At 23.0% G+C, this 21,022-nt stretch carries 15 protein-coding genes; 7 read left to right on the top strand and 8 right to left on the bottom strand.

Annotation, left to right across the window (positions count from 1 at the left end; translation table 11 throughout):
• The first annotated feature begins 394 nt into the window (after nt 1-394).
• Both OC683_RS01055 and OC683_RS01050 read left to right on the top strand, forming a co-directional pair.
• Nucleotides 395-1,162, top strand: coding sequence for a TatD family hydrolase (locus tag OC683_RS01055; protein ID WP_304514716.1), 768 nt, complete (start codon nt 395-397; stop codon nt 1,160-1,162).
• Nucleotides 1,163-1,228: 66 nt separating this feature from the next.
• On the top strand, nt 1,229-1,855 hold the full coding sequence (locus tag OC683_RS01050; RefSeq protein ID WP_304514715.1) for a lambda-exonuclease family protein: 627 nt from the start codon (nt 1,229-1,231) through the stop codon (nt 1,853-1,855).
• Between the two features lie 66 nt (nt 1,856-1,921).
• Here the strand turns inward: OC683_RS01050 and OC683_RS01045 are convergent, their stop codons facing one another.
• The 8 genes from OC683_RS01045 to pheS all read right to left on the bottom strand — a co-directional run bounded on the left by OC683_RS01045 (nt 1,922) and on the right by pheS (nt 12,574).
• On the bottom strand, nt 1,922-3,112 hold the full coding sequence (locus OC683_RS01045; RefSeq protein WP_304514714.1) for an ABC transporter substrate-binding protein: 1,191 nt from the start codon (nt 3,110-3,112) through the stop codon (nt 1,922-1,924).
• Nucleotides 3,102-3,899: an ABC transporter permease gene (locus tag OC683_RS01040; RefSeq protein ID WP_304514713.1), complete on the bottom strand. Its 798-nt coding sequence runs from the start codon at nt 3,897-3,899 to the stop codon at nt 3,102-3,104. Before OC683_RS01040 ends, OC683_RS01045 begins: the two co-directional genes overlap by 11 nt.
• 5 nt (nt 3,900-3,904) lie before the next feature.
• Nucleotides 3,905-4,744, bottom strand: coding sequence for an ABC transporter permease (locus tag OC683_RS01035; protein WP_304514712.1), 840 nt, complete (start codon nt 4,742-4,744; stop codon nt 3,905-3,907).
• Nucleotides 4,745-4,752: 8 nt separating this feature from the next.
• Nucleotides 4,753-6,054: an ABC transporter ATP-binding protein gene (locus OC683_RS01030; protein ID WP_304514711.1), complete on the bottom strand. Its 1,302-nt coding sequence runs from the start codon at nt 6,052-6,054 to the stop codon at nt 4,753-4,755.
• A gap of 80 nt (nt 6,055-6,134) precedes the next feature.
• Nucleotides 6,135-7,952 (bottom strand): translation elongation factor 4, encoded by a 1,818-nt coding sequence (gene lepA / locus OC683_RS01025; protein ID WP_304514710.1) that lies wholly within the window; start codon nt 7,950-7,952, stop codon nt 6,135-6,137.
• Nucleotides 7,953-8,099: 147 nt separating this feature from the next.
• The gene (gene rsgA, locus OC683_RS01020; protein WP_304514709.1) at nt 8,100-9,008 is read right to left on the bottom strand and encodes a ribosome small subunit-dependent GTPase A; all 909 of its coding nucleotides are present in this window, start codon (nt 9,006-9,008) and stop codon (nt 8,100-8,102) included.
• A 35-nt stretch (nt 9,009-9,043) separates the two neighbouring features.
• Entirely contained in the window at nt 9,044-11,470 is a 2,427-nt protein-coding gene (pheT, locus tag OC683_RS01015; RefSeq protein WP_304514708.1) for a phenylalanine--tRNA ligase subunit beta, read from the bottom strand.
• Between the two features lie 63 nt (nt 11,471-11,533).
• On the bottom strand, nt 11,534-12,574 hold the full coding sequence (pheS, locus tag OC683_RS01010) for a phenylalanine--tRNA ligase subunit alpha (RefSeq protein ID WP_304514707.1): 1,041 nt from the start codon (nt 12,572-12,574) through the stop codon (nt 11,534-11,536).
• A 329-nt stretch (nt 12,575-12,903) separates the two neighbouring features.
• Between pheS and yihA the strand changes: the two genes are divergently transcribed.
• From yihA to pth, 5 genes are all read left to right on the top strand, one after another.
• Nucleotides 12,904-13,500, top strand: coding sequence for a ribosome biogenesis GTP-binding protein YihA/YsxC (gene yihA, locus OC683_RS01005; protein ID WP_304514706.1), 597 nt, complete (start codon nt 12,904-12,906; stop codon nt 13,498-13,500).
• Between the two features lie 135 nt (nt 13,501-13,635).
• The gene (locus OC683_RS01000; protein ID WP_304514705.1) at nt 13,636-16,248 is read left to right on the top strand and encodes a valine--tRNA ligase; all 2,613 of its coding nucleotides are present in this window, start codon (nt 13,636-13,638) and stop codon (nt 16,246-16,248) included.
• A 41-nt stretch (nt 16,249-16,289) separates the two neighbouring features.
• Complete coding sequence (locus OC683_RS00995) at nt 16,290-17,072, top strand: alpha/beta fold hydrolase (protein ID WP_304514704.1); 783 nt, start codon at nt 16,290-16,292, stop codon at nt 17,070-17,072.
• A 134-nt stretch (nt 17,073-17,206) separates the two neighbouring features.
• Entirely contained in the window at nt 17,207-19,996 is a 2,790-nt protein-coding gene (locus tag OC683_RS00990) for a cation-translocating P-type ATPase (protein WP_304514703.1), read from the top strand.
• 127 nt (nt 19,997-20,123) lie between these two features.
• Entirely contained in the window at nt 20,124-20,711 is a 588-nt protein-coding gene (gene pth / locus OC683_RS00985; RefSeq protein WP_304514702.1) for an aminoacyl-tRNA hydrolase, read from the top strand.
• Nucleotides 20,712-21,022: the final 311 nt, after the last annotated feature.

The following is a 21,022-nucleotide window of genomic DNA, read 5'->3' as shown; positions in this document are numbered from 1 at the left end:
TTAAGTCTCCGATTACTAAAAAACGCTTTATTATCGGAGACTTAAAACTTAATGGGGGGGAGTTATTAAGTAGTTCTCTTAAGAAGAAGGTTAACGACCTTGAAGTGAATATTCAAAAAATAAATTTAAAATTTATAATTCAATGAAAAATTAATTTTTTAATATATAATAGGTATTTATCATTATAATAAAAAATAGGATTGAAATAAAATAGTAAATAAAATAATTTAATTTATTAAAATTACAAAAATATCAAATATTAGAGCTTATTTTTTTTAACTTTTTTTAAAGGCTAAAATAAAAGGTATTAAAATATTTTTAAGATCTTAATTTTATGAAGTTTTTTAATTTTTTAAATTTAAAAAAGAAAATAGGAGTTTTTTGGATTAAATATATGTTATTAATTGATACTCATACACATTTAAATTTAAATGATTATGAAAAAGATTTAAACGAAGTTATAGATAAAGCCAATGATAATGGGATTAAATATTTTATTGTTCCAGGATTAAACGCTCAAACTAATGCAAAAGCTTTTCAGTTGGCTTTAGAATACGAATGTATTAAAATTGCAGTGGGTATACATCCATGCTATTGGCAAAATGAAGATCCTATTACCATTCAACAATATTTGAGATTGCCACAAGTTGTAGCAGTAGGAGAAATCGGTATTGATTTATATAGAGATAAAACTTCTTTACATATTCAAAAAAAAAATTTACAAATTCAATTAGATTTAGCTCTTAAATATAATTTACCTGTTATTTTGCATGCTCGAGAAGCTTTTGAAGAAGTTTATCAAGTTTTATTGCCTTATCGAAATAAACTTAAAGGAGTTTTTCATTGTTTAGTAAATAATTTAGAAGAGGCTCAAAAGGCTGTCGAATTAGGATTTTATATAGGTATTGGCGGTATTGTTACTTATAATAATGTTTTAGTAGCTCAAGAAGTAGCTTGTAAAATACCTTTAGATAAAATATTATTAGAAACTGATTCTCCTTTTTTAACACCTTTTCCTTTGGAAAAAACAAAACGTAATGAACCTGCTTATTTAAGTATTATTGCTGAAAAGATTGCTTATTTACGACAAATAAGTTTATCCGATGTTATTAAGCAAACTACTAAGAATGCTAAAAATCTTTTTTTAATTGATAAATTATAATTTTAAATTCGATATAATTTTTTCATTCAAATTTAATTTAGAGAAAGAGAAGGATAATGAATTTATATGTTAGATGATTCTAGTAAATTAATAGATATTAAACAAGAGTCTATATCTTGGCATGAACATAGAAATAATTATATTAATGCTTCTGAGGTAGCGGCTATTATGGGTTTAAATCCTTTCGAAAGTGTTAAGTTATTATTTAAAAGGAAATTATTTAAAGAGAAAATAGAAGTTAATGAAGCTATGCTTCGTGGACGTCGTTTGGAACCTGAAGCTAGATTTTTTTTTAATTCAGTTTTTCAAATGGATTTTGTTCCGGCTGTCTTTGTGAAAAAATTCATGTCTGCTTCTTTAGATGGTTGGAATTCAGATTCCCGAAGTATTTTAGAAATTAAATGTCCTATTTCCTGTGATACTTCTTCTTGGAAAGATTTTTTTTTGAATGATAAAATACCCAAATTTTATTATGCACAAATTCAAGCTCAACTTTATTGTTCTAATGCTGATAAAGCTTTTTTTTTAGTTTATTATACTTATCAACATTCTAAAGTACAGGAAGTGTATAGAGATTCAGAATTTATTGATAAAATGTATACTAAATGTTTTAATTTTTATAAATTATTTACCGAAGCTAAGCAAATTTTACAACAATTAGGTGATCTAAAAAAAGTGAAGGAATTTATTTAAAAGTTATAAAAAATTAAAAATATAATTTTATTATTTTAATTATAATTTTTAGATTATTTTTTTAATTTATTTATATTTAGTAATAAAAAATTTATTATTTTTCGGCAAATTTATTTTTAGTTTTATTATGAGACAAAATATAATGATTAAAAAACTTAATAATAATAAATATTTATCTTGTGGTCTGGGATATGCATAAATTTCATTCCAAGCATCATTAATTTGTTTTTTGGTTTGAACATTATATTTATATATATTGTCTTTGCTATTGATATTTATTTTTAAGATATCATTGTTTTCATTAATATTTTTGTAGGGAGAGTCATATCCCACAAATAAAGCGTTTTGTTTAAGATTACTATTTTTTAATAAAAAATTGATAAAATCATAAGCTCCAATTGTATTACTTCCTTTAGGTAATACTAAGCTATCTACCCAAATATTTGTTTGATAAATATTATTTTCTTGATCATTAAAATCATAGTATTCAAGATTAGGATTTTGTTGCATTAGATATCTAGCATCACCAGAATAAGTAACAGCTATGTCATAACGTTCTTGATTAACTATACGCATATTATCTAAAATCTGATCTGTAACAAAAAATAAATTTTTATTTTTTTGCTTTAAAGTTAGTAACCATTCTTTAGCTTTAATAATCTCTGTTGTATTAGCTTGGCTGATGTTACCTTGGGTCGCTTTTAATCCTATAAATATGCCTTCAAAAGGATTATTATATAGCGCTACTTTATAATTATTATTTTGTAATATTTGGGTCCAATTTTTACTTATTTGTTCGCGACTTATTTTATTTTTGTTGTATAAAAAACCTAATTTTCCCCAAAAATATGGGATAATATATTCTTTTATATTTTGGGGCAATTTATCTTTTTGAATTTTTTTAAAATTGTGAGTTAATTCGGGATAATTTGTTAATTTATCTTTATCTATTTTATGAAGATAATTATCTTTTAATTGTTCTATAGCGTATTCGCTTAAAATAGCAATATCATAGATATCCCCTGTTTTTATTTTATTTATAGCTATTTCATTTGATGAAAAAAAATTTTGTTTAATAATAAAATTTTTTGATTGCTTGTTATAATCGGAAATAATTTTAGGATCAATATATTCCCCCCAATTAAATAATATTATACTTTGTTTAGCAGAATTTTGAGATATAATTCTATATAAGTTGGCAATAAAAATTATTGATAGAAACAATATTATACTTATTATTTTTTTTCTAGTATTCATATTGATTTTTTTTCACAAAATAACAATGAAACATTATTTTTATTAAAATAAATAAAATTAGTAATGAGGATAAAGCGTTAATAGTAGGATTAATAGTGCCTTTTAAACTATATATATAAGCTGAGATATTTTGAAAGTCAGAACCTCCTGCAAAATAAGAAATAATAAAATCATCAAAAGATAAAGCAAAAGCTATACTAGCTCCTGCTATGATAGAATTTTTTAATTGAGGTAAAATAATTTTAATTAAAGTTTGATTTGGCGTGGCACCTAAATCATAAGCCGCTTCTATAGTATCTAAATCTAAATTGCAACATTTACTATAAATGGTAATTAAAACATAAGGTACGCTAAAAGATATATGCGATAATAACATACGCCAAAAGCCGTTGTTTAATCTCATAAAACTAAATAAAATAAACAAAGATAAAGCATTTATTATTTCGGGTATAATGATAGGGAATTGATTTATAGATAAAATAATTTTTTGCCATTTTTTGTTATAATTCATTAAAGAAATAGCTGCTAAAGTTCCGATTACAGTTGATATAATAGTGGATAGAAAGGCTATTTCTAAAGTTACTATTATAGCTTTTTTTACTGATTCATCTTGTATTATTTTGTGATACCATTTAAAACCAAATTTGTTGAAATGTATTAATGAAGCTATTCTGCCTTCATTTTCGTTAAAAGAAAAAATTATTAAAGAGATAATAGGGAGATAAATAAAAATTAACATAGTTGTTAAATATATGTATAACAAATTTTTTTTGACATTTATTTTCATAATTATTATTTCCCTTCTTTAGCATATTTGTAGTATTGATTTTTAGGACAAAGTTTTAAGATTATTAACATCAGAATTGTTAAGTTAATAGCTATAACACAAGCGCTTTTAGTTTCATCATTTAAAAATATTTTATTTTCTATTAATTCGCTTATTACCATGACATTTGTAGGTCCTAAATATTTCGGAACAATAATATTAGTGACTATTTGTAATAAAATTAAAATGGTTCCTTCAATAATACCAGGCAATGATAAAGGAAATATAATTTTTTTAAATACTTGTTGTTCATTAGCTCCTAGATCTTGAGCAGCTTCAATCAAACTTTTGTCTATTTTAGAAATATTTAGATAAATAGATAAAAACATATAAGGTAAAAAAAGATATAAAAAACCAATAAACATAGCTATATTAGTTTCTAGTATATTAATGTTTAAGAATTTTTCTGTTAAAGATAAAATTTGCACTAAAGCTTGTGTCTTTAAAATCATATTAATCCAAATAGTACCATTAATTAATAAAATGATTATTGGTTGGATTAAAGGATTTAATTTTGAAACACCATATGCTAATGGGTAAGTAATAATAATGACCAAAAAAGTAGCTATAACGGAAATAGAAATAGATCTTATAATAATATAAATAAAATTTAAATTAGTATAAAAATTATAATAGTATTTAGTGGTAAAAACCATTTTAATAATTTTGGTATCATCATATTCTTGAATTGAATCAAAACAAATTATTAATATTGGCATTATAATTAATAAAATTATAATAATTAAATATGGTAAAGCTAACCATTTATAAAATTTATTGGATTTATTTTTAATAATATTTTTCATGTTTAATTTTACCATGTTTCCATAATATGAATGTCTTCGGGATTAAAAGATATTCCTATTTGGGTATTTTTTTCAATAAAATCTGTTGTATGAATTAAATAATGTCTATATTTAGTTTTGATAATGACTTCCCAATAAACTCCTTTAAAGGATATAGAATGGACTATTCCTGTAATTAAACCATCTTTATAATTTACAATATCTATATCTTCCGGCCTTATAACTATATCAACAGGTTGATTTTTTCGAAAACCATAATCTATACAACGAAATTCTTTATTATCAAATAAAACTACAAAATCATCTTTCATAATTCCAGAAATTAGATTTGATTCTCCAATAAATTGGGCTATAAATTTGTTGGCAGGTTCATTATAAATATCCTCAGGATTGCCTATTTGTTGAATAGCTCCTTGTTTGATAACTACTATTTTATCACTCATAGTTAAAGCTTCGGATTGATCGTGTGTTACTACTATAAAAGTAATACCGAAAATTTTTTGCATTTCTTTTAATTCGTATTGCATTTCTTGTCTTGATTTTAGGTCTAATGCTGCTAAAGGTTCATCAAATAAAGCTACTTCAGGTTCATTAATTAAAGCTCGAGCAATAGCTACTCGTTGTTGTTGTCCTCCGGATAGTTGGTAAATATTTCTGTTTTCAAATCCTTGTAAGCCCACTAATTTCAAATAATGTAAAACTTTGTTTTTGATAAATTCTTCTTTTGTTATTGAACATAATAATTTTTGATTAAATTGACTTAATAATAGTTGCTGTTGTTTTTTTATAAGTTCTATTTCTTCTTTTAAATCTAGTTTTAATTTTTTGAGGTCAGGATGTTTTTTATAAAATGGCAACAATGAAAATAAATAATTTTGGTTTAAATTATTTTGAATTATTTTTATTTTTTGTTTATATTTTTGTTTAATGGAATTAATTTTTTGTTTTGTGGTATTGTTGACATTTTTTATTTTTTGTTTCGTTGTGTAATTTAAATCTTTTACTCTTAAGCCAAAAGCTATATTTTCTAAAACATTTAAATGAGGAAAAAGTGAATAATTTTGAAAAACTGTGTTTATTAATCTTTTGTGAGGTGGTACATTTAAAATACTTTTATTTTTGAACAAAATATCACCACTACTGCAAGTATCAAAACCTCCTATAATTTTTAAAATAGTGGTTTTACCACATCCTGAAGGTCCTAAGATAGTTACAAATTCATTTGTTTTAATTTTTAAATTAATATCTTTTAAAATTATTTGATTATTTATAACCTTAGTAATATTTTTTAGTTCTATTAAATCGGTCATATATATTTTGATTGTACCTCCCTCTCTTTTGACTCTAATAAAAATTAATTATTTGATAAGTTTTTCTAAAAATATTTTAATTATTTATTTGCTAAAATAGCTAAAAAAGCTTGTTGAGGTAATTTAACTTTTCCTAGAGCTCTCATTTTCTTTTTTCCAGCTTTTTGTTTTTCTAATAACTTTTTTTTCCTTGTATGATCTCCGCCATAACATTTATCTGTAACATTTTTTCTTAAAGCTTTTATATTTTCTCTAGTTATAATTTTTTTGCCAAGAGCTGCTTGAATTGTAATTTCAAACATTTGTTTCGGTATTAATTCTTTTAATTTATTGCAAATTAGTTTGCCTTTAGTATAAGCGAAATCTTCATGAACTACTAAAGATAACGCATCAACTATTTCAGAATTTAATAAAATATCCATTTTTTTTAATTTACTTGGATAGTAATTTTCCATTTGATAATCAAAAGCAGCATATCCTTGGGTTGCAGATTTTAATTGATCGAAATAATCGTAAATAATTTCTCCAAAAGGTAATAAATATGTTAATATTGTATTTTGATTTTCTAAATATTTGATATTTTGTAAAATTCCTCTTTTATTTTGTGTTAATTTCATTACTGAACCTATGTATTTTTCGGGACATGTTATAAAAGCTTTTATAAAAGGTTCTTCTATTTTTTCAATAGCTTGATTTTGAGGCCATTTTTGTAGGTTATCTATAATAATTTTTTGGTTTTGTTTGGTATAAACATGGAAAATAACTGAAGGAGCAGTGATAATAACTTCTATTTTAAATTCGCGAGTAATTCTTTCTTTAATAATATCCATATGTAATAAACCTAAGCAACCAATACGAAACCCCATGCCTAAAATATTAGAATTAGATTTTTCGTAAATTAAGGATGAGTCATTTAATTTTAATTTTTGTAATGCTTCTTGAAGATTAATGTATTGTTTGCTTTCAGCAGGATAAAAACCGCAAAAAACTACAGGATTAATTACTTTATATCCTGGCAATGCATGAATTTGAAGATTTTTGTTTAAAGTAATAGTATCACCGATTTTTACATCGTCAATATTTTTAATAAAAGCAGTTAAGTAACCTACATCTCCTGTAGTTAAAAAGGGTTGTATAACAGGATTAGGTTGAAAGGTGCCTACTTCCATAACATCATAAACAGCTTTACTTTTAATAAAACGTATACGATCTCCTTTTTTAAGGGTTCCATTTATAATTCTGATATGAGGTATTACTCCTTTATAATTATTAAATTTTGAATCAAAAATTAAAGCTTGTAAAGGTAATTGGGGATCTCCTTTGGGACAGGGAATATTTTTTATAATTTGTTCCAAAACATCTTGAATTCCCGCACCCGTTTTTCCGCTTGCTAATATAATGGAATTGATATCGATTTTTAGAAGATTTTTAATTTCTTGTTGAATTTTAGGTATATTAGCATTTGGTGCATCTATTTTATTTATGACAGGTATAATTATAAGTTTATTTTCTAAAGCTAATTTTAGATTTGATATGGTTTGAGATTGTATTCCTTGAGTAGCATCTACTACTAATAATGCTCCTTCACATGCTGCTAAGGAACGTGAAACTTCATATCTAAAATCGCTGTGACCTGGTGTGTCAATTAAATGCATAATATATTCTTTTTTTTGTAAACTATGATATTTTATTTGAATAGCATTTAACTTAATGGTTATTCCTCTTTCTTGTTCTAAAGCCATAGAATCTAAAAATTGAGGTTTCATTTCGTGTTTTAGAACAGTATTGGTTATTTCTAAAATTCTATCAGCTAAAGTAGATTTGCCATGATCTATATGTGCAATAATAGAAAAATTTCTTATTTGTTTCTGTCTTTGTTTGATTTTATCAAAATCCATTTTTTTTATACAATCGACTTTCCTTATCATTTATATAATCATTAAAATTTTGTTAAAGTATTAGTGTCTAAATTATGTATTTATTATTATATAATAAAAATATTTTATGTAGATAAATAGGATTTCAAATAGTTTTATTAATTTATTTTAATTTGTATTGTTTTTATTTTGCTTTACTAAGAATAGATAATTAAGATATCTGCTTTTAGTAATCAAACCTTTTTGATAATTTTCTATTATTTTACATTTTTTTTCTTCAATATGTAAACAATTATTTCCGAAAAAACATTGTTCAGATATAGAATTGAAATCTGGATAGAAATTTTTAATTTCATTAGTTTTTAAATTAGAGAGTGTTAACTTGGAAAAGCCAGGCGTATCAGCTAAATAACCTTGATGACACATATATAATTGTGAGCTTGTCGTTGTATGTTTACCTTTAAACGAATGAATAGAAATCGGTTGAGTTTTTACTTTAAGAGAAGTTAAATTATTAAATAGAGTTGATTTACCTACACCAGTTTGTCCTGCCATAATAGTTATTTTATTTTTTAATTGTTCAATTATATAATTTATATTATTTTTTTGTTTAGCGTTAATATATATTACAGAATACCATTTTTCGTAATATGAAAGTTGATTTTTTATATATTGGAATTGTTCTTGATCTATTAAATCTCTTTTAGTGAAAATCAATATTATTTGAATGTTTAATCTTTGTAGAATTATTAAAAATTTATCTAATAACTTAAAATCTATTTTAGGTTCTGTAAGAGAAAATATTAATAGCACTTGATCAATATTTACTATATGAGGTCTTTCTAATTCATTTTTACGAGTTTGTATATTTATAATAAAAAAATTATTATATTTAAATTCATATTCTACTATATCTCCTATTTTGATAGGACAATGGTATAGCGATTTAGTTGTTATATTTTTTTGATTAAAATCTTTTATTTTACCTTTAGGTTGAGCAATTATGGTTTTTTTTTGTGATAAATCGATAATAACATATTTATTGATTAAATTTTTAACAACAATTCCTTTATACAATATAAGCTCCTTTTATGATGATATATAGTATTTTTTTATCTTATTTTTGCTTGAAATTTATTTTTTAAATTATTTTCTATTTGATGGATAATTTGTTCTATTGTAATTTTATTTAAGTCATTATTGATATTTTCAAATGTTAAACGAAAAGATAAAGAGTAATATTCTTGATTTGTATTTGGGGTATTAGATTTTGGTATATATACATCTAACAATTCACATTTTTTTAAAATTTTTTGAAAATCTTTTGTTAAGATTTTTAATATTTGTTTAAAATTAAATTTTTTACTTATCCAAAAGCTTAAATCTCGAGTTATATAAGGTAATTTATTAATTTTATTAACAATTATATTATTATTAAAAGATTGTTTTAAAATTAGATCTAGATTCATTTCAGCTATAAAACTTTGGCTTAAATTATTTATTAAAGTTAATTTTGGATGTATTTCCCCTATAAAACCAATATTTTTTTTATTCATTTGAATATTGGCTTGTGCTCCTGGATGTAAATTCAAATATTTTTTGGTCACTGAGAACGATAAATTAATATTTAAAAAATGAGCTATTTTTTCTAAAACTCCTTTTAAAATAAAGAAAGAACTTTCTATATTTTGTTTTAACCAGTAATTTTTTATTAAATAACCGCTCATACCTAAAGATAAATGTAAAATCTCTTGGTTTTTGTAAAATACATGTGATATTTCAAAAAAAGCATTATCTATATTTTTATTTTTATGATTAAATTCTAAAACTTCTAACATACTTCCGCTTAAAGCTTGTCTAAGAATTTTTCTTTCTTCATTAATAGGATTTATAACTGATAAATAATTTTGATTTTGATGGAATAAGTTAAAAATGTTTTGATTAATAAGTTTGTATGTTTTGATTTCATAAAATCCTAAGTTAGCTAAAAATTTTTTTAATTTAATTAAATTTTTTGCACATGTGTTATGTTCTGTAAAATAATTGATAGTGGATTGTTTGGTTTTATTATTAAAACCTTTTAATCTAACTAAATCTGCTATTATGTCTTCAGGAGTTCTAATATCATAACGTCTTTCAGGAGCTTGTGCCATAAAATAATTTTGAGAGGGTTTAGATATAAAATCTACTTTATAATTTAATTTATTTAATATATTGATAATTTTATTAGAAGATAATTTTAAACCTATTTTTTTATTAATTTCTTTTAATGAAATTCTTATTTTCGGATTATTATGTTGTTTTATTTTTTGAGATGAAATTTTTTTATATACTTTTCCATAAGTTAATCTTTGTATTAAATATGTAGCTTGGTTTAAGGCTTTTTGAATCAAATTTTGATCAATTCCTTTGGTTAATAATAAAGTTTGAGGATTATTTATTTGATGATATTTAGCTATTTTTGAGATGATTTCTATGTTCCAATAACTACTTGTAATAATAATGTTTTGAGTTTTATTTGTAATTTCATAATCTGGATTGTTTAAAATATTACTCAAAGAGATAACGTTATTATTATTAGTAATTACTATGTCTTGTTGATGTCTTAAAAAATATGTTTTGTTTAGATGGCAAATTTTTTCGTTGGGTTTAGCATTTCTTATTTCGATTTGTTCGTTGGTTAATTTTTCGGCATCAAAAACGTTTAACGGTATTCCGTATTCTATCATTATTAAATTAATAATATCAATAATGTTATTAATAGGTTCTATTTGGTTTGTTATTAATAAATTACGTAACCATAAAGGGCTAGGTTTTACTATCAAATTTGTTATATATCTTAAACTATATTCATAACAATTATCGTTTTTAATATGGATAATGAAAGGATTTATTTTATCTAATTCGTGAAGGTTATCGTTGAGATTTTGAAAATGAATTAATTGTGGGTTAGATGAGTCTAATACAGCATTGAGATCTTTAGCAAATCCTATATGCGATAAAAGATCTACTCTATTAGGAGTTAATGCTAAGGTGATAACTGAACCTTTTAAATTTAAATATGTTAAAGCGCATTTTCCTACAGGAGCTTGTTCATCTAAATATAATATTTCAGTTTTTTCTGATTCTATTAAATGTTTATGAGATAATTGTAAATCTTTAGCTGAAATTATTTTTTTGTTGTAAATGTTTTTATCATAAATATCTGGATTTTGGTTGTTATCAAAGTTAGCAATAATATTTTGTGATTTTGACTCTATTAAAACAATAATTTTTTGATTTATTAAAAGATTATCAAAATTAATAATTTGATTTTTATCAATAAATATTATATTTTTGCCAATATCTATTGTAATTATTTGGTTTATAATTTTAATAATTTTTCCAATAATATATTGTTGGTTATTTTTGATTGTTAATTGAGGATGAATTCTTTCTATTTTTTCTACTTCTGTTATATGATTATTAATTAGAAATTTTAAGTTTTTAGGAATAGGTTGGGATAAATATTTTTTTAAAATGTTTTCGTTGATAATCATGATATTTTCTCTTTTTTTAATTATTTTTATATATAAATCTTGAATAAAAGATCTTATTATATATCAATTTAATAATGAAAATTGTTTTAAAAATCTTAAATCATTATTATAAAAATCTCGAATATCTTCTATTTTATATTTTAACATAGCTATACGTTCAATACCCATGCCGAAAGCAAATCCTTGGTATTTATTAGGATCAAAACCACCTTGTTTTAATATATTTGGATGTATTAATCCTGCTCCCATAATTTCAAGGTATATTTCTTCTTTATTTTTTTTTGTCAGGATTAAATCTACTTCTAAACTTGGATTGGTAAAAGGGAAATAAGATGGTCGAAAAAATATTTTTTGTTTTTTTCCGAAAATATGTTTTATTAATGAGGTAATAGTAGTTTTTAAATTTTCCAAATTAGCTGTGTAATCTATTACAAAACCATCTAATTGAGTGAATTGATGACTATGAGTTGCATCATCTTTATCTCTACGATAAACATTTCCTGATGAAATTATTTTTAAAGGTTTATTAGGGTATTTTAACATAGCTTTAATTTGCATTGAAGATACATGAGTTCTTAAAAGTTTTTCTTGTGTTTGATCTAAATAAAAAGAATCTTGCATATCTCTAGCTGGATGATTTTTACTTATATTCATAAGTTCAAAGTTATATAAATCTGTTTCGATTTCTTGGTTTTCATAAATGTTATAACCCATTTTTAAAAAAAAATTTTCTAATTCTTCAATTATTGTTGTTATAGGGTGTAAGCTTCCTGTTGGAAACAAAAAACCGGGCAAAGTAATATCAATTTGTTCTTTTTTGATTTGTTTTTGCAATTGTTTGTTTTCGATTTTTATTTTATTATTTTGATAAACAAAGATAGAATTTTTTTTTAATTCATTTATTTTTTGGCCTAATTCTTTTTTTGTTTTTAAATCGCATTTTTTAATATATTTAAATATTTCTGCAAAATATTTATTAAAGCGATTATATTGGATATCTAATTGATATAAAGAATTTATTTTGTTTAATTCTTGAATTTTGAATTTAATTTCTTGTTTTAATTTGAATATTTTGTTTTGTAAATGTTCATTTTTATTATTCATTTTATTAATTTTAATTTCCCTCTTATGCGATAAATATTGAATATTTAATGGATTTAATTTGAATTTTAAATAAACATTAAATTAAAATTAAATTTTTTTTAATTTTAATACTTTTTATTTTAAAATTTTAATTTTCATTATGTGATATTATAATATTATCATAATTACAAATTTAAAGAGTTAATTTTATTATTTTAAGCTTAATATAAGAAATAAATTTTTTTATAATTAAAATTATTTTAGTTTAGGACTAAAAATGTAAATATATATAAATAAGGATATGAAATTAACTTCCAAAATATTAATATTTTGAGATTAATTAGGATTTTATGAATATAATTAAAAAAGCTATTTTCATTAAAAGTATTACTAATTTAAAATATCGCCCTCTTCTTAATTTTCCTGAATTTTTATTAATAGGACGTAGTAATGTGGGTAAAAGTTCTTTAATAAATGCTTTAACTAATCATAAAAAATTAGCTTTATTTTCTAAAATTCCAGGTAAAACAATTACTTTAAATTATTTTTTAATCAATAATTCTTTTTATTTGATAGATTCTCCTGGTTATGGCTTTTCTAAAAGGAATAAAGCGGAACGTACGAAACAAATGTTAATGCTTAATCATTTTATTACTTATAATAATCAACTTAAAATGATTTTTCAGATAATTGATTTTAATATTGGTCCTACTTTATTAGATTTGCAAATGTGTAAAAATTTTGTTAAATATAAAATTCCTATTGTAATTATTTTAAATAAAAAGGATAAAGTGAAAAAAAATCACTTATTATCTCGTATCAAGTTTGTTAGACAATGCTTTAATAATAATTTTTTTAATATTAAAGATTTTTATTTATGTTCTTGTCGAGATAAATATGGAATTTCAGAAATTATTAGTTTTATGATTAAAAATTTGCATGTATAATAAAAATTATTGTGAAAAATATTTTATAAAAAATATTAATTTTAATTTTGTTTTAAATTTTCAGTTTGTTTGTTAATATTTGTTTTGTAAGTGGTAGAATATTACTACCTATTTGTTCTGATTAGGAAATTATAAATGAGAAATTTAAAATATATGAATAATAAATATGATTTTAAAATTATTGAAAATAATCAATATGTCGATTGGTTAAAATACAAAGAATTACAAAAAAAAAGTAATTTTTCTAATTTACCGAATTTTACTATTGTAATTCCTCCGCCTAATATTACAGGTAAATTACATTTAGGACATGCTTGGAATAATATTTTGCAAGATAATTTAGTTCGTCGCAAAATGTTAACGGGTTATAATGTTCTTTTTGTGCCCGGTATGGATCATGCTGGAATAGCTACGCAAATTAAAATTAAACAACAATTACAAGAAAAAGGTTTTTGTATTAGTGATTTAACTAAAGAGCTTTTTTTGAAATATGCAGATGAATGGCAACAAAAATATATGAAAGATATTCGTCAACAATGGCGAGATCTAGGTCTTTTATTAGATTATGATTATGAACAATTCACTTTAAATCCTTCTATAAGTTCTACCGTTGAGAAAGTTTTTTTATCCTTATATAAAGAAGGTTTGATCTATCGTGATTATAAAATAATTAATTGGGATTCTAGTGCTCAAACTACTTTATCTGATACTGAAATTCATGAACGTGAAATTGCAGGAAAATTATTTTATTTAAAATATTTTTTTATCAATGATGGATGTTTAAGCGATAATTTTATTGTAGTAGCTACTACTCGTCCTGAGACAATTTTTGGAGATCAAGCTATAATGTGTCATCCTGATGATAAAAGATATCAACATTTTGTTGGTAAAAAAGTTTTAGTACCAGGTACCGATTTAATAATACCTATTATTGCTGATAAATATGTCGATATGTCATTTGGTAGCGGATTATTAAAAGTGACCCCTGCTCATGATTTTGATGATTTTCAATTAGGTCAAAAACATAATTTAAAATCGGTTTTATGTATGAATCCAGATGGGTCTATGAATCACTTAGCGAAACAATATCAAGGACTAGATCGTTTTGTATGTCGAGAAAAATTAATTTTAGATTTAGATAAACAAAATTTTTTATTTAAAGTAGAAGATTATAATCATTCTATTCGTGTTGCTAATATATCAGGTATTATTATAGAACCGCGTCTTTCTTTGCAATGGTTTTTGAAAACTAAAGAATTATCTCAGTTAATTTTAAAAAAACATAAAATTAATTTTTTTCCTAAAAGATTTTTAATATTATTTAACCAATGGTTGACTAAAATAGAAGATTGGTGTATTTCTCGTCAATTATGGTGGGGTCATCCTATTCCGGCTTGGTATAATCAAAATAATGAAATTAAAGTTCAAATAGATGATCCGGGTAATGGCTTTGTACGTGATTCTGATGTTTTGGATACATGGTTTTCGTCTTCTTTGTGGCCTTTATGTGCTTTAGGTTGGCCTGAAAATCAACAATTATTTCAAAAACATTTTCCAATAGATGTTTTAGTTACTGGATATGATATTTTAACCTTTTGGGTAGTTAAAATGGTTTTACAAAGCATATTTTTTGTAAAACAAATACCTTTTAAAGATGTTTTATTACATGGTTTAATTAGAGATTCTCAAGGCCATAAAATGTCTAAATCTAAAGGTAATGGCCTAAATCCTAAAGATATTATTGATCAATATGGCATAGATTCGTTAAGATGGTGTTTAACGACTAATTCTTCTCCGGGTTTAGATTTTTATTTTGATATCAATAAAATTATTTCTAGTTGGAAGTTTGCTAATAAATTATGGAATATTGGTTTTTTTATCAAAAATAATCTCAAAATGACGAAAACAGATTTTAGTAAAAACAAATTATTATTACCAGAAAAATTTTTATTAACTAAATTATCAATATTATTAGAAAAAATAGATGTTTTATATGATAAATATGAATTTAGTGTGATAGGAAAATTAGTATATAATTTTGTTTGGGATGAATTTGCTAATTGGGGATTAGAATTTTATAAAATTTGTTGGCAAGATATTAAGAAAAATTTTGAATTAATTGCAAATAGTCATAAAGTAATCATTTATATTTGGAAATCAATTTTATTAGTTTTACATCCTTTTATGCCTTTTATTACAGATGCTCTTTATAAAGAATTAGGTTTAGGAAATTCAATTATTACGGAAAAATTATCTCCTGTGAGATTTAATGATTTAACATCTTTATCTATCTTTGAAGCTTTAAAAAGATTAATTACCAAAATGCGTCAATTTCGTCAAATTAATTCTTTGAATAAATTATTTTTATTGGAATTATATTTAGAAATTCCTGCAACTTATTTAAATGAATTTCAAATAATATTATTTGAAATTAAAAAATGGTTTAAAGCTTGCGATATACAATTAGGAAAGATTTCTCCTTGCGTTAATAAATATGAACTATTGTTTGCAGATCAAAATATTTTTCTTTTTATCAAAAAAGACATGTTATTAACAATTAATCAAAAATCCAATAATAAAAAGGTAAATTCTCAAATTAATCAAATTTTATATGAGTTAAAAAGAAGTGAAAATCTTTTGAAGAATGAATCTTTTTTGAATAAAGCTGATAAATGTAAAGTTCAAGAAGAAAAAGAAAAATATACTAAATATTTATTGCAATATCAAAAATTAATGAATAAAAAATAAATTTAATTTTTAAGTAAATTTGTAGGTAAATGGGTTTTTTTATGTTATTGGAGAGTTCTTATTTAAATATTATTTGGTCAATACCTAAACAAGCAAAAGCAAATGTTATTATTACTCATGGTTTAGGTGAAAGCTCTTATGATTATTTATTTTTAATTGATTTTTTAGTTAAAAATAATTTTAATGTAATTTCGTATGACGTGAGAGGTCATGGTAAAAGTTTAGGTAAAAGAGGAGATATTAAAAATTTTAATATTTTTTCAGATGATTTAGCAAAATTAGTTCAATACGTGAGAAAAATGTATCCTATGAAAATTTTTTTAATTGGTCATAGTATGGGAGGTATTATCGTTAATAATTATATTATTAAATATAACGATATAGATGGAGCTATTATTAGTTCTGCTCCTAGTAGAGAAATTTCAAATTGTTTATTAAATTATCCTTTTTATATGTTTAGTTTTTGGCAAAGAAAAAAACTTAATTTTAAATCTTCTAAAATATCACATATTCCTTTAGATATAGATTATCAACCATATCGTTTAGAATCTGTTAGTTATCGTTTATTAAGAAATTTATTAGTTTTAAGTATGCGTTATTTAAAAAAAAATTTTTCTTCTTATGTAACTTCTGTTTTATTGCTGTATAGCATTAAAGATCAAATAGTATCTTATCAAAATGGCACTTATCTTTTAGATTCTATTCAATCTAATGATAAACAATTAAAATTATATCAAGAAACATATCATAATTTATTTCATGATATCGAAAAGTTTCAAATTTGTAATGATATTTTAGTTTGGTTAAATGAAAGAATATTATAATTATTAACTGTTTTGATTTTCGAATTTACTATGAGTTGTGTGATAGTTAAAACCGATTTCATTATTGATTATCTATTTTCAGAACAAATTTTATTAATAATTTGTTTAATATTCTAAATTAATGAGGTAAATTTATGAACAAAGAAGATATTATTAAAATTAGTCGTTTATCTTCGAATGAGATTTGGGATTATTTTCAAATGCAAAAATCAGGTTTAACAACAGAAGAAGTTCGAAAAAGACAATTATTATACGGTTTAAATGTTATGAAGCAGAGTAATCATTTTTCTTTTGGTAAACAATTTATTAAGCAATTTTTTTCGATGTTTGCAATTTTATTATGGATTTCGGGTTTTTTAGCTTTTATTATACACGAAAAAGCTATTGGTATAGCTATTATTTTGGTTGTAATTATAAATGGTATTTTTTCTTTTTTTCAAGAATATAAAGCGGAAAAAATTTTATCTTCTTTAAGCAATATGATTCCGAAACAAATTCAGGTTTATAGAGATAATAAAATAGAAATTTTAGATACTCAACAATTAACTATAGGAGATTTAATTTTTTTAGAAATGGGTTCTATTATTCCTGCAGATGTTCGCTTGATAGAAGCTAATAATTTTTTTGTTGATAATTCAACATTATCAGGAGAAACTATTCCTTTAAATAGGAATGCTGTTGAAAATGATCAACATGATAATATTTTTGAAATCCCTAATTTAGTTTATGCTGGTACTACAGTAGCTCAAGGAAGTGCTAAAGGTATTGTGTATGCTATCGGTGAAAATACTCAAATAGGAGAAGTAGCCCGATTAGCTCGTGATATTACCAAAAGCACTAGTACTTTAGAGTTAGAAATACATAGAGTAGTTAAAAGAATTAGTTTTTTAGCATCTTCATTAGCTGTTTTTGTTTGTTTAATTTGTTTCTGGCGTTTTAAATTTCAAGGGGAATTTAGTTGGGTATCAGCATTAAAATCAGCTATTGTAGTAGCATTAGGCATGTTAGTAGCTAATATTCCTGAAGGTTTGTTACCTACTATTAATTTAAGTTTGGCTCTTGGTACTCAAAGAATGTCAAAACAAAAAGCTCTCATTAAACAGTTATTTTCTGTAGAAACTTTAAGTTCTGCTACAGTAATTTGTACTGATAAAACAGGAACTTTAACAGAAAATCAGATTACTTGTAAAAAATTATTATTTCCTGGAGGTTTTGTTAATATTACTGGCCACGGATTAAAAAAAGAAGGAAAATTTGATAATACTGATGGTGATATTTTAACTCATAATAAAATTATTTCTAAAATATTAATAGCTACTATTATTTGTTCGGAATCTAATTTAATTAATTTGAATGCGAAAAATATTAATATTATTGGTAATCCTACAGAAGCAGCTTTATTAGTTGCAGCTACTAAATATGGTTTAAATATTAGAAATATTCGTGAAAATTTTATTATTGATAAGATCAATCCTTTTAATTCAGAAAATAAAAAAATGAGTGTTTTAGTTCGCAATTTATCTCAAGAATATTATGATATTGATAATAAATATCTTTTTGTTAAAGGCGCTCCTGATGTTATTTTAAATAGTTGTAATCTTCAGTACAAGAATAATAAGGTTAGTGATTTCAAGGATAATGATAAAGATTATTTTGTGAGTCGCAATGAGGAATTATCTAGTCAAGGTTATCGTATTTTAGCTATTGCTTATAAAAAAATAGAAGAATCCGAACAATTAAATAAAGAAGAAGATATGGTATTTTTAGGTTTTGCAGTTAATTTTGATCCTCCTAAAATAGAAGTTCGTCAAGCTGTAGAAGATTTGTTAAAAGCTGGTTTAAAAATTACGGTTATTACTGGAGATTATGGTCCAACTGCTATTTCAATTGGTAAAAAAGTGGGTTTGATTAAAGATGATAATTTTTTAAATATTGATGGCTCTCAATTGGACAATATGTCGGTTCAAGAATTACAAAAAATTTTAAATACTAAACTTCCAATATTTTTTTCTCGTACTACTCCCAAACATAAATTGAAAATTACTGAAGCATATGTAAAAAATAATGAGATTGTGGGAGTTATTGGTGATGGTGTTAATGATATTTTAGCTATGAAAGCTGCTCATATTGGTATTACTATGGGTAAAGGTACTAAAGACGTTGTTTTAAATGCTGCTGATATGATTTTATTAGATAATAATTTTTCCACCATACCAAAAGCGGTAATAGAATCTAGAGCTATTTATGCTAATATTAAAAAATTTATTAGTTATGTTTTTTGTTCAAATATTCCTCAAATTTTCCCCATTATCTTTATGGCTTTATTTAAAATACCACTTTATCTAACTGTTATGCAAATTTTGGCTATAGATTTGATTACAGATTTATTACCTGCTATAGCTTTAGGAGCAGAAGAACCTGAAGAAAATTTATTATCTCAAAAACCTCGAACTTCTAAAGATCATTTATTAGACAATAAATTATTAAAAAGAAGTTATGGTTTTTTAGGTATTGTGGAAGGTATATTAGCTTTAATATTTTTTTTAAATTACGGAGGTTGGTCTGTAATGCATAAAAACATTCCTTTTAAAATGATTGCCCAACAATCTGAGTTTATTTTCGCTTCTACTATGGCTTTTGGTGCGGTTATTTTTTCACAAATAGGTAATGTTTTTGCTTGTCGATCTGATAAATTTTATTTTTGGCAAACTTTTACAAAAAAAAATAATCTTTTATTTGTTGGTATTTTATGTGAATTAATATTATTTATTTTGATTTCTCAAAATGTAATTATTTTAAATAATTTTTTTGGCACTACTTTTATTAATTTTAAACATTATTTATATCTAAGTTTATGTATTATAATTATTTTAATTATGGATACTATTTATAAATTTATACATAATATTAAATCGAAGTCATGAGTATTTAAATCATTGATTCATTTTATATGAAATGAAATAATCTATTTTTTTAATTTTGAAGAATTTGAGTATTTATGTAATTTTATTTAATAAATTAAAAAACAATTTTAATGGAGCATAATTTTGAATGTATAAATTAATTGTAGGATTAGGAAATCCAGGAGTAAATTTTAATTTTACTCCTCATAATGTGGGTTTTATGCTGATTGATTATTTGTTCAAAGAGTTTCAAAAATCCTTTTCAATTGAAATCAAAAATGATGAATTCAATTTAATTTATCGATTTTATATTGGTAATCAAGGGGTTTTATTGATAAAACCTAAAACTTATATGAATTTATCCGGTTTAGCTGTGAAAAAAATTATAGAAAAATATGAGATTAAATTATCAAATATTTTGATAATTCATGACGAAATTAATTTAAATGTAGGAAAATTTAAAATTAAACAAAATGGTAATTATGGTGGGCATAATGGTATTAAAAATCTTATAGAAGTTTTACAAACACGAAATTTTTTAAAATTAAAGTTAGGTGTAGGTTACAATTCTACTTTGATTTTATCGCAATATGTTTTACAAAAAATGTGCCAAGAAAATATTGATTTAATTAATTCAAATTTTTCTTTTCTTAAAGGATTAATAGAAATGTTTATTAGTACAAATTCTCTAGAATCTTTATTTAAAATGGTTAGTAATTTTAAAAAAAATAATTAAGATTAATTACTTTTTGGTAAATTTATTTTTGGAAATAAAATATTAAATAAATATTGACAATATGGATTTTTTAAATTACAATTATTGTGTTACTTTATACTTTGGAAAAAAAATAGATCTGAGGTATGTTTTTTTGTATCTTTATGTTATATTAAGTAAGATCATATAATTGTTAGTTAAAAACTACTTCTTTGAAAACTGAAGATGATATTTTATTTATTTATTATGATATTTTTATCATAAAAAATTATTAAATATTAACTATATTCTAATAAATAATTTTTATTTATTGGAAGGATTTATTACGAAGA

Source organism: Candidatus Phytoplasma crotalariae (assembly GCF_030586865.1).
Lineage (GTDB): Bacteria > Bacillota_I > Bacilli_A > Acholeplasmatales > Acholeplasmataceae > Phytoplasma > Phytoplasma citri.
Note: the sequence above shows the minus strand (reverse complement) of the source record. Positions and strands in the feature narration are given on the sequence as shown.